The sequence below is a fragment of the Oscillibacter sp. CAG:155 genome (genome assembly GCA_000436875.1).
Lineage (GTDB): Bacteria > Bacillota > Clostridia > Oscillospirales > Oscillospiraceae > Oscillibacter.
In genome coordinates this window covers 1-10,386 of record FR890907.1, presented here as the reverse complement: position 1 = coordinate 10,386, position 10,386 = coordinate 1, and the positions used below count along the sequence as shown (strand labels likewise).

The window sequence follows — 10,386 nt, the reverse complement described above, 5'->3', positions numbered from 1 at the left end:
TTTATGAACATCCCGTAAACGTGTGGGAAATACGGTGGATGCAGGTCGAAATTTGTAGTAAACTGTCAGCTGTTGTCAGACGGCGGTGCGGTGCAGTCGTCCGCATCCGGCAGCGCGGCGCGGCGGCGCCGGCGCTTTCCGGCGGGAAGAGGCGTTCCCATACGCAGCAGCAAAAAGCCCAGCAGGGTGATTGCTCCGCCGGCGTGAAACAGCGTGACGGGCAGCTGGCTGGAGCGGAACCCGTCCGCCAGTACGGCCAGGCACAGCACCACAGCCAGCCCTGCGTACAGGGCGAAGCGGTCGGTCCGTCCTGCGCCGAAGGCGAAGGAGGATAGCCGGTAAAAGCCCAGCGTCAAAAAGACCAGTGCCAGCAGTTCCAGATAGTAGTCGGACAAAACCGGGTCAATAGAATCCACCCGGTAGACCAGCACCAGCCGGATCACCAGGCACACTACCGGTACCAGCAGCAAATTTCCCTGCATGGTTTTGCGGGGTGCGGCGGAGGGTTCGTGGCTGCCGGGACGGCGGCAGACAGCTGCCGCCGGGAAGAGGCTCACAGCGGACAAAAGCGTCAGCAGGCCCAGAATCAGATGTTCCTTTGCGGAAAAGCCGCTTTGGGAGACCCCGTCGGCGGTGATGGCATAGGCGTCCGCCGGCAGGGAGGCCCCGGCGCTGAGACCGGAGAAGAGATCCAGCACGCCGGAGACGCCCAGCAAAAACACACCCATGATCAAAACAGTCAAAGTTCCGGTGCTGGTGGTGGAAAAGGCCTGCGGAAACGCGGGAGCCGTGGGTTCCGGCGGCAGTTTCCAGGCCAGCAGTGCCAGTGCCGCTGCCACAAGGACCAGCAGCACAATCAAAATCAGTCCCCAGGGATTTCCGGGGATCGGAAGCCCGGTGTCTGCTTCAAACCCGGTGCGCACCTGCAGGAGCCGAAAAACAAATGCCGCCGCACCGCCCGCCAGGGCCAGTGCGGGGAAAGTCAGATTGTGTTTCATCATCGCATTATAATCCCTTTCAAGGAAACGTTTCGCCCTAGTATACCACGGCGGGGGCGGTTTGTCCACGGCGGTCTCATGTTTTCCCGCCCGGGCGCATAGGATGGAGGGACAACCCATAGAAGATGCAAAAGAGGAGGAAATCCATGAAACGAACGACGCCGCTGCGGCAGAGCGTGGCCGCATCCGCTGCGCTGATGGCGATTTTATTTTTGCTGCCGCTCATCGTGATTGTTCCCTTCCGCTCCGAACTGTTTTCGTCGGAGGAGCGGGCAGCGGAGTCCCAGGGGACGCCCTTTGTACCGGGAGAACTGGACGGCAAGACGGTTTTGAAGGTTCTGGACGGCGGCGAGGTGCGGGAGATGACAGTGGGGGAGTATCTGGTGGGCGTGGTGCGGGCGGAGATGCCGGCCTCGTTTGAGGAAGAGGCACTCAAGGCCCAGGCGGTGGCGGCCCGGACATACACCTACTACAAGATTCAGACCGGCGGCAACCATGGAGATACCGCTGACATCTGCACGGACTCCACCTGCTGTCAGGCTTATATCAGCGAGGAACAGGCCCGCTCCAACTGGGGCGCAGATGCGGATACATACGAGAGCAAGATCGAATCGGCAGTCCGGGACACCGACGGGCAGGTCATCCTCTATGGCGGCGAGCCCATCCTGGCGGTGTTTCACTCCTCGTCGGCGGGTCTGACCCGGGCGGCGGGACAGGTGTGGCTCAATGATCTGCCGTATCTGCAGTCCGTTACCTCTCCGGAGCAGGGGGACAGCATTCCCAACTACTACAGCCGCGCGGAGTTTACCCAGGAGCAGTTCCGGGAAAAAGTCCTGGCGGCGGAGCCGGAGGCGGATCTGTCCGGCCCGGTGGAGACCTGGCTGCAAAACGCCGTCACCGATACGGCCGGCAGCGTCTCCACCGTGGAGGTGGGAGGTGTCACGGTGAAGGGCAGCACCCTGCGGAGCATCCTGGGACTGCGTTCGGCCTGCTTTGAGTGGGAAATTCAGGATGGGAACCTGGTATTTTTCGTGACCGGCTACGGTCATGGCGTCGGTATGAGCCAGTACGGCGCAGAGCAGATGGCCAGGGACGGTGCGGATTACCGGGAGATTCTCACCCATTACTACACTGGTGTGACGGTAGAAGCCTATGTGCCGGATGCTTTACAAAGTTGATGGATACGTGATAAAATAATACATTCCAGAATGGATTCAAAAAAACACCGCGGCGGGAGGAGGCGACGGCGATGAGACGAAGAGCTGCGGCACTGCTGTGTGCCCTGGTGCTGGTATGTCAGGCGGTGGTATGGCCCGCCAAAGCAGCGGATGAGATCTGCTTTATCGCCGTCAACAGCGAAGTGCTGCCGCTGTCGGATGCGACCATGCCCTTCTGGGTCAATGGGTACTTGTATATTCCCGCCAGCATTTTTACCGGGACGGTGCGTAAGGAACTGGGAATCAATTATATCCGGACTTCGCAGAACCTGCCCATTCTGTCCAGCAGCGGGCGGGCACTGCTGTTTGACCTGGAAAAGGGAACCGTGAGCGATGACGAGGGAATCAGCTATTCCCCGGCGGCAATTCAGCGGGGAGGCGAGGTGTTTGTGCCCGTGACCCTGGTTGCGCTCTTTTTTGGGATCAGCTATTATCAGCAGAAGGTCCCCCGGGGGCGGCTGGTCCAGATCTACAATGATAAGGCGGGACTGACCGGCAAGTCCTTTGCCGACGCGGCGATCTATCCCATGGAGGTGCGATACAGCGAGTATCTGCGCAGCAAAGAGACGGATGAGCAGACGCCGGAGACCGTGCCGGACGAACCCCAGACGCCGGAGGAGACCGAGGAGACGGAGGGGAAAAACGTCTATTTGTGCATGCTTGCTTCGGACGGCGGGACAGTGGAAGCGCTGCTGGATGAACTGGACCGGAAAGGAGACAAAGCGGCCTTTTTCTGCACGGAGGAATTCCTGACGCAGGAAGGGGGCCTGCTGCGGCGGATGATGGCCACGGGACAGGCTGTAGGGCTTGCGGTTGATGCATCGGACCCGGAGCGGTCCGTGACCGAACAACTGTTGGCGGCCAATGAGCTGCTCTATCAGGCAACCTGCACCAAAAGCCGCCTGGCCGTTTTGGAAAACGAGAAAAGCCAGGCGCGTCAGCAGGCGGAGGAGGCCGGGTTCTGTTGCTTGGAGGCAGATCTGGACCGGTCGTCCTATGAACTCAAAAGCTCCTCTGGGGCGGACAGCCTTCTGCGGCGGGTCACCGCCCGCCGGGGCAGTGTGACGGTGTGGCTGGGAGACGGCGTGGACGCCGTGGGCCTCAGAGCCTTTTTGACGGCGGCGGAGGAAGCGGACGACCCGTGTCTTGCCATTACGGAGACAACCTGATTCACTGGGCAAATTTTACAGAAAATTCAACATACCCAAGTCCGGCGGGTTATAATGATACGTGAAAGAAAACGAACGGGCAGAAATTCAACATACGCAGGAGGAAGTGCCATGGGACGGAATATTCTGGTGGTGGAGGACGACCGCAACATTTCGGAGCTGATCCACATGTATCTGGTAAAGGAGGGCTTTGACGTCCGGATTGCCGCGGATGGCGGCAAAGCCATTGAGGAGTTCCAAAAGCAGGTGCCGGATCTGATTTTGCTGGACATCATGCTGCCGGTGATGGACGGCTGGGCAGTGTGCGCCAAGATCCGGGAGACCAGCAAGGTTCCCATCATCATGCTCACCGCCAAAAGTGAGGTCTTTGACCGCATTCAGGGCCTGGAGATGGGTGCCGATGATTACATCGTCAAGCCCTTTGAGATGAAAGAGCTCATCGCCCGGATCAATGCGGTGCTCCGTCGGACGGAGATCCCCAACGACACCACCAAGCGGCTGACGTTTGACAAACTGGTGATCGATCTGGATTCCTATGAGCTGATCGTGGACGGCAAGAAGATCGATACGCCGCCCAAGGAGCTGGAGCTTTTGTACCATCTGGCATCCACACCCAACCGGGTTTACACCCGCAACCAGCTGCTGGATGAAGTGTGGGGCTTCGACTATTTCGGCGACAGCCGCACGGTGGATGTGCATATCAAACGCCTGCGGGAAAAGGTGGAGGGCGTCAGCGATCAGTGGGCGCTCAAGACAGTCTGGGGCGTTGGGTATAAGTTTGAGGTTGTCGGTTCCAAACAGCCGGAGAAGGCGGAAGGATGAAACGGATTCACAAGCGATTTCAGGGACTTTACTGGCGGCAGCTGTTTGTCACCGCCGGCATGGTGGTGCTGACGCTGTTTTTGCTGGGCGCGTCTTTTTTCTCCCTGAGCTATAACTATGCCCGCAGCCAGCAAAGCGATGAGATGCTGGACCGGGCCCAGGTGATGAGCAGGCTGTCTGTGGATTACCTGGAGAGCGGCCGGTATCTCAATATTGAGAATCTGCAGAACGACCCCGGTTTCCAGCAGCTGGCCTCTTTTGGCGCAACGGTGTCGGACGTGCAGTTCATGATCTGTGACACGGAGGGCCATGTGCTGCTGTCTACTGACGAAAATCTCAGCGGCAAGGTGGTCACCATGCCGGAGGAGATGACCCGCAAGATCCTGGAGGATGGGTCTGCTTCCCGCCGGGATGATCTGGGCGGGCTATACGAGCAAAAGCGGCTGGTGGTAGGAGTCCCTGTGGTGAACCGGGAGACGGACCAGACGGTGGGCGTGGTCTATGCCGTGTCGCTGTCCACCTCGGCGGACAGCATGTGGCAGGGATTCGTGGGCCTCTTTTTCATGACAGCCTTTGTCGTGCTGATGATCGCCTTTATGGCCTCCTCCATCACCGCCATGCGGCAGGTGCAGCCCATCCGGGAGATGGTCCAGGCCACCCGGCAGTATGCCGAGGGAGATTTTGATGTGCGCATGAAGGACTACGGCCGCAACGACGAAATGGGTGAACTGGCCGCATCCTTTAACAACATGGCTGAGACGCTCCAGCAGACGGAGCGGCAGCGGCGGGAGTTTATCGCGAATATCTCCCATGAGCTGAAGACCCCCATGACCACCATCGCCGGCTATACGGACGGTATCCTGGACGGCACCATCCCGCCGGAAAACGAGCGGCAGTATCTGCAGATCATCTCCGACGAGAGCCGGCGGCTGAGCCGTCTGGTCCGGCGGATGCTGGATGTCAGCCAGCTCCAGGTCATGGACCCGTTGAAAAACGGCAGCCATTTTGACATCTGCGAGAGTATGCGCCGGGTGCTGATCTCCATGGAAAAGAAGATTACGGACCGGCATCTGGATGTGGATGCAGACATTCCCGAAGAGCCCATTCTGGTGCGGGGAGACAATGATATGATCACCCAGGTGATCTACAACCTGCTGGAAAACGCCACCAAGTTCGCCCGGGAGGGGACGACCCTCTACCTGGGGGTCACCACCATCGACGGCAAGGCCCGGGTGACGGTGCGGAACCTGGGGGATACCATTCCCGCAGAGGAACTGCCGCTGCTGTTCGAGCGGTTCCATAAGAGCGACAAGTCCCGCAGCGAGGACAAGGACGGCGTGGGCCTGGGATTGTATATTGTAAAGACGATCCTGGAACAGCATAAGGAAAAGATCAGTGTGACCAGCGAAAACGGCGTTACCACGTTTGCGTTCTCGCTGAGTATGGACGCATGAGGAATTGCATGGAAGAACGGACGGGCCGGGAGCAGTTTCCCGGTGAAATTGTGGAAACCTACCGCCAGCCAGACCCCCAGGAGGTGGTGGAGACCTATCGGCGGCCTTTGCCGAAGCGGATGGCTCCGCCTCGGCCTGCCTCCCGCCGGCGCCGCCGGCGGCGGAAAAAGGGAGTCCTGATTTTTGCGGTGTGCTGCCTGCTGCTGGCGGCGGCTGCCGGAGGAGCCTGGATTCTGCAGGGGATGCTTTCCAGAGAGAGCGGCAGAGACCCTTTTTATTACGACTATGAAAACCCGGAGGACTCCGCGTCGGCGGAGATCACCATCCCCACATATCCCTATGGAGAGGGCGCAGCGCTGACAGTGGAAAAAAACCACGGCGCGGAACTGAGCACCCAGGAGATCTACGCACGGCTCAACCCTGCGGTGGTGACGGTGATGGCCCAATTGGAGGACGGCATGTCCGTGGGCACCGGCGTAATTTTCACCCAGGACGGATACATCCTTACCAACTACCACGTGCTGGAGGGCGGGTCCTCCTGCACCGTCACCCTCAGCACGGACCGAACCTATCAGGCCTTTTATGTGGCCGGAGACGCGGAGAATGACCTGGCGGTTTTGAAGGTGGACCTGACGGATCTGCCTGCGGCGGAGTTTGGAAGTTCCGACGATCTGGTGGTGGGCGATCCGGTGTACGCCATCGGAAATCCGCTTGGTGTGGAGCTGCGGGGAACGCTGACAGACGGCATTGTCTCCGCCATCAACCGGGATGTGTCGGTGGACGGCAGGAGTATGACGCTGATCCAGACCAACGCTGCGCTGAACTCCGGAAACTCCGGGGGACCGCTCATCAATGCGTATGGACAGGTGGTGGGCATCAACACCATCAAAATGACCTCTTCCTATTCCAATGTAGAGGGCCTGGGTTTTGCCATTCCCTCCGACACCATCCGGCTGCTGGTCAATGACCTTCTGACCTACGGCGAGGTGCAGCCCCAGCCGACTCTTGGCGTTTCCGTCTCGCGGATCGGCGAGCAGCTGGGAGATGACCTGTGGGGAATTTTGGTGCAGGAAGTGGTTCCGGACTCCGCGGCGGAAAAGGCGGGGGTCCAGGTGGGAGATTTCATCACCTCGGCCAACGGTACCTCGATTGCATCCAGTCAGGACCTGATGAAGATTCGGCGGGAGTGCCGGGTGGGCGATGCCCTGACGCTGACCCTCTACCGGGACGGCGAGCTGATGGACGTCACTTTGATTCTGCAGGCGGAAGATGAGACCTCCGCGCAGACCTTGGCACCATAAAAAGAAAAGCGCGGCCTGATTTACAGGTCACGCTTTTCTTTTCTCCTGCGGCCACAGGAGACTGACGCCGGCCAGCAGCAGATAGATACCGAAGGGACGCCGCAGGACATCTGCGTCCACTGCTGTGGCGATCCAGGCACCCAGCAGCGCAAAAGCTGCCGCCGGCGGGATGGCGGAGCGCAGGGTGGAGCGGTCCAGGTAGCCGTTTTTCCGGTGACAGAGCAGGGCGGAAGCAGCGGCAGGGAGGAAGAAGAGCAGGTTGATCCCCTGGGCCGTCCGCTGGTCCACGCCCAAAAGCAGCGTCATTACCAGCAGCAGCAGCGTTCCGCCGCCGACCCCCCAGGCGGAGAGTACGCTGGCCCCCAGACCGCAGAGAAAGGGAAGGAGCCATTCCGTCACAGCAGATACTTCACCCCCGCGTAAAAAAGAAATGCGGCGAACAGCCGCCGGAGCCATACGGTGGGGACTTTGCCGTAGAATTTCCCGCCCAGCCAGCCGCCCACAAAGCCGCCGGCCAGATAGGGCAGCGCGGCTGCCAGCGATACACCGCCCCGCAGAAGATACACGGCGGCGGAGACCAGACAGATGGGGAAAATAACACCGACACAGGTGGCGTACAGCTGCCGCTGGGAGAGGGTTCCCCACCGAGCGAGAATGGGGACAAACACCATGCCGCCGCCTCCGCCGAAAAGACCATTGGCCAGTCCGGCCAGCCCTCCGGCAATCCGGGTGATCCAGATATGTTGCATCATACCGCCTCCTGGAAACGATGTAGCCGTGAGAGAACAGAAAGAGGGCTCCGGGGAGCGGAATCGGACCCCGGAGCCGGCGCGGAGGGCTTATTTCATCTGGAAGCTCTGGCAGTCGGTGCACTCTTTCTGGGTGGGATTGGCCTCATGGGTGCCCACGGTGATGGTGTTCAGGCCGCAGTAGTTCTGGTCCTTGCAGTGATGGGCACAGTTGCTCACGGTGCACTTGATGCTCTGGTTAGGCGTGCAGGCACAGCCGCTGTTGGTGGAATCCTTCATCATACATTCATCCTCCTGCGTACATGGTTTTGGCGTTTCGCCATGGCTAGTTTGCATCAGCATGCAAAAAATATGTGCAGCAGGAGAAAAAAAGAGAAGCCCGCAGGCTTCTCTTTTTACCAGATAGCAGATAGGTGTCTCCCGGGTCTGCCTGCTCACAGCCCCAGGAACAAGGAGGCAAAGCGAAAATAGATGAGCAGGGACAGCGAGTCCACAATCGTGGAGATGAAGGGGGATGCCATGACCGCCGGATCGAAGTGAAGTTTTTCGGCCAGCAGCGGCAGCGAGCAGCCCACCAGCTTGGCACACATCACGGTGCCGATCAGGGTGGTACACACCACCAGCGCCACCAACGGCGTGACCGCCGGATTGTGCATCAGCCAGCGATCCACCACCATCATCTTGACGAAGTTGGCCACTGCCAGGCAGATGCCGCAGGAGATGGAGACCCGGAACTCCTTCCAAATGACCCGGGGGAGATCGGAAAACCGAAGCTCGCCCAGAGACAGGGCGCGGATGACAGCGGTGGAAGCCTGGGTTCCGCTGTTGCCGCCGGTGCCGGAGAGCATGGGGATGAAGGAGGTCAAAATGGCGCAGGCCGCCAGCGCGTTTTCAAAATGGGTCAGGATGATGCCGGTGAAGGTGGCCGAGAGCATCAGCACCAGCAACCACGGCGTCCGGGCCTTCCAGGTCTCCAGCACGCCGGTTTTCAAATACGGTTTGTCGCCGGGCAGGATAGCGGCCATCAGTTCGATATCCTCGGTGACCTCTTCCTGCAGAACGTCCATGGCGTCGTCTACGGTGACGATGCCCACCAGACGGTTCTCCGTGTCTACCACCGGCAGCGCCAGAAAATCGTATTTGCTCAGGACCCTGGCTGTGGATTCCTGGTCATCCAGCGTGTGGACAGAAATGATGTGGCGCTCCATGATGTCGTCGATGATATCGTCGTCTTCCGCCAGCAGCAGTGTGCGGATGGACAAAAGGCCAAGAAGATGACGCTGGTCGTCGATCACGTAGCAAATGTTGATGGTTTCCTTGTCGGGTCCGGTCCGGCGAATGCGTTTGAGGGCGGCCTCCACTGTCATGGTGGCCTTCAGGTCCACAAACTCCGTGGTCATGATGCTGCCGGTAGAGTCATCGGGGTATTTCAGAATTTCATTGATGCTCTTGCGGGTCTCCGGGTCGGAGTGGCGCAGAATCCGCTTGACCACGTTGGCGGGCATCTCTTCCACAATGTCCACCGTATCATCCAGGTACAGCTCGTCCAGCACTTCTTTGAGCTCTGTGTTGGAAAAGCCCTGGATCAGCATCTCCTGCTGATCGCTGTCCAGCTCCACAAATACCTCTGCCGCCTGTTCCTTGGGCAGCAGGCGGAAGACCAGGGGCAGTGTTTTTTCATCCAGATCCGCGCAGAGCTGGGCGATATCGGGTGCCTCCATGGGAACCAGAAGATCCCGCAGCTGGGCGTATCGTTTTTCCTGAATCAGATCCTCGATCTGTTCCAGTAAATCTGTCTGACTGTCCTCATGCTCAAACATGCGGGTCCTCCTTCCTCTCAACATCATAATAAAAAAAGAAAAGCTCCAATCGCCCCGTCCGGTACGATTGGAGAACTCCATTCCCGGGATTTTCCCCGCCGTTGGGGTCCCGTTTACCGTTCAAGCTTTAGCTTCACAAGGCGGTGAAATCACATTAGATGATACCTTCGTGTTCGATATCACCTGTTCAAACCCTCTCATGATGTCTCCATCACTCCGCGGCAGTGATCCATATCCCTGTGGTAGCCTTACCTACCGGACGATATGCAGTTTTTCCAGATACCTTGTTTATATTATGCCAATTCCAGGGGGCTGTCAACCCGTACCGGTAATTTTGCAGAAACCAGCGCATCTCTTTTACCGAAAGGATACAGATGGGCGTAAAAGAGACGTAAAATTTTTACAAAAAAGTGGGAAGTCTTAGCGGGGGTGGGAGATGCAACAGCGGGCCCGGTATCGGTACTACCTCAGGGAAAAAGCCCGGAGGGACTCAAATATTTGAAACAATATGAAACTTAAAGTTTCTTTTAAGCAAATAAAATGAAAAAAATGTTTCAAAAGAGAGGGAGGGACCATAAGAAGTCACCCGAAATTTGGAATAATATGGTAAAAATTCCATGTGCACTTTGTGCGAAAAAATTGACAGAATGTTCACAGAATAGACAAAAAAATTGATATGACTTTAGCGTTCAGAAAAAACCTCAATTATTGGCATGGAATTTGCTTTATAATCAGGCAAACAACATCCACGGAAGCACAGAACGACTTCTGCTGCCGAGGAAAATAATGGAGGAAATTGATCTATGAGTGAACTGCCGATTTTGGGTGTCCTTCTGGGCAACTCTGCCGGTGTGGG

Annotated in this window: 10 protein-coding genes and 1 riboswitch; of the genes, 5 read left to right on the top strand and 5 right to left on the bottom strand. The window is 58.2% G+C overall.

Annotated elements, in window-relative coordinates:
* Window positions 1–65: 65 nt before the first annotated feature.
* Window positions 66–1,001 carry a hypothetical protein gene (locus QZL67_RS05755; protein WP_022289797.1) on the bottom strand — a complete coding sequence of 312 codons (936 nt, stop codon included), beginning with the start codon at window positions 999–1,001 and terminating at the stop codon, window positions 66–68.
* Between the two features lie 143 nt (window positions 1,002–1,144).
* Between QZL67_RS05755 and spoIID the strand changes: the two genes are divergently transcribed.
* The 5 genes from spoIID to QZL67_RS05730 all read left to right on the top strand — a co-directional run bounded on the left by spoIID (window position 1,145) and on the right by QZL67_RS05730 (window position 6,961).
* The gene (gene spoIID, locus QZL67_RS05750) at window positions 1,145–2,176 is read left to right on the top strand and encodes a stage II sporulation protein D (RefSeq protein WP_022289796.1); all 1,032 of its coding nucleotides are present in this window, start codon (window positions 1,145–1,147) and stop codon (window positions 2,174–2,176) included.
* 71 nt (window positions 2,177–2,247) lie between these two features.
* The gene (locus QZL67_RS05745) at window positions 2,248–3,384 is read left to right on the top strand and encodes a hydrolase (protein ID WP_022289795.1); all 1,137 of its coding nucleotides are present in this window, start codon (window positions 2,248–2,250) and stop codon (window positions 3,382–3,384) included.
* Between the two features lie 111 nt (window positions 3,385–3,495).
* Entirely contained in the window at window positions 3,496–4,206 is a 711-nt protein-coding gene (locus tag QZL67_RS05740) for a response regulator transcription factor (RefSeq protein WP_022289794.1), read from the top strand.
* A complete protein-coding gene (locus QZL67_RS05735; protein ID WP_022289793.1) occupies window positions 4,203–5,660 on the top strand; it encodes a cell wall metabolism sensor histidine kinase WalK in 1,458 nt (485 codons plus the stop codon). Before QZL67_RS05740 ends, QZL67_RS05735 begins: the two co-directional genes overlap by 4 nt.
* Before the next feature lie 8 nt (window positions 5,661–5,668).
* Window positions 5,669–6,961, top strand: coding sequence for a S1C family serine protease (locus QZL67_RS05730; protein ID WP_022289792.1), 1,293 nt, complete (start codon window positions 5,669–5,671; stop codon window positions 6,959–6,961).
* A 27-nt stretch (window positions 6,962–6,988) separates the two neighbouring features.
* On the opposite strand, the gene QZL67_RS05725 is transcribed toward QZL67_RS05730, so the two are convergent.
* From QZL67_RS05725 to mgtE, 4 genes are all read right to left on the bottom strand, one after another.
* Entirely contained in the window at window positions 6,989–7,360 is a 372-nt protein-coding gene (locus tag QZL67_RS05725) for a sulfite exporter TauE/SafE family protein (RefSeq protein WP_022289791.1), read from the bottom strand.
* Window positions 7,357–7,713, bottom strand: coding sequence for a TSUP family transporter (locus tag QZL67_RS05720; RefSeq protein WP_306765925.1), 357 nt, complete (start codon window positions 7,711–7,713; stop codon window positions 7,357–7,359). The genes QZL67_RS05725 and QZL67_RS05720 overlap by 4 nt, the downstream gene beginning before the upstream one ends.
* An 87-nt stretch (window positions 7,714–7,800) precedes the next feature.
* Entirely contained in the window at window positions 7,801–7,992 is a 192-nt protein-coding gene (locus tag QZL67_RS05715; RefSeq protein ID WP_022289789.1) for a DUF1540 domain-containing protein, read from the bottom strand.
* A 152-nt stretch (window positions 7,993–8,144) separates the two neighbouring features.
* Entirely contained in the window at window positions 8,145–9,530 is a 1,386-nt protein-coding gene (mgtE, locus tag QZL67_RS05710; protein ID WP_022289788.1) for a magnesium transporter, read from the bottom strand.
* A 105-nt stretch (window positions 9,531–9,635) separates the two neighbouring features.
* A riboswitch (M-box (ykoK) riboswitch) is annotated at window positions 9,636–9,797 on the bottom strand.
* Window positions 9,798–10,386: the final 589 nt, after the last annotated feature.

What these genes read in the sequence shown, in the direction of transcription:
- QZL67_RS05755 (WP_022289797.1), bottom strand. Translation starts at nt 1,001, where the DNA reads ATGATGAAACACAATCTGACTTTCCCCGCACTGGCCCTGGCGGGCGGT.
- spoIID (WP_022289796.1), top strand. Translation starts at nt 1,145, where the DNA reads ATGAAACGAACGACGCCGCTGCGGCAGAGCGTGGCCGCATCCGCTGCG.
- QZL67_RS05745 (WP_022289795.1), top strand. Translation starts at nt 2,248, where the DNA reads ATGAGACGAAGAGCTGCGGCACTGCTGTGTGCCCTGGTGCTGGTATGT.
- QZL67_RS05740 (WP_022289794.1), top strand. Translation starts at nt 3,496, where the DNA reads ATGGGACGGAATATTCTGGTGGTGGAGGACGACCGCAACATTTCGGAG.
- QZL67_RS05735 (WP_022289793.1), top strand. Translation starts at nt 4,203, where the DNA reads ATGAAACGGATTCACAAGCGATTTCAGGGACTTTACTGGCGGCAGCTG.
- QZL67_RS05730 (WP_022289792.1), top strand. Translation starts at nt 5,669, where the DNA reads ATGGAAGAACGGACGGGCCGGGAGCAGTTTCCCGGTGAAATTGTGGAA.
- QZL67_RS05720 (WP_306765925.1), bottom strand. Translation starts at nt 7,713, where the DNA reads ATGATGCAACATATCTGGATCACCCGGATTGCCGGAGGGCTGGCCGGA.
- QZL67_RS05715 (WP_022289789.1), bottom strand. Translation starts at nt 7,992, where the DNA reads ATGATGAAGGATTCCACCAACAGCGGCTGTGCCTGCACGCCTAACCAG.
- mgtE (WP_022289788.1), bottom strand. Translation starts at nt 9,530, where the DNA reads ATGTTTGAGCATGAGGACAGTCAGACAGATTTACTGGAACAGATCGAG.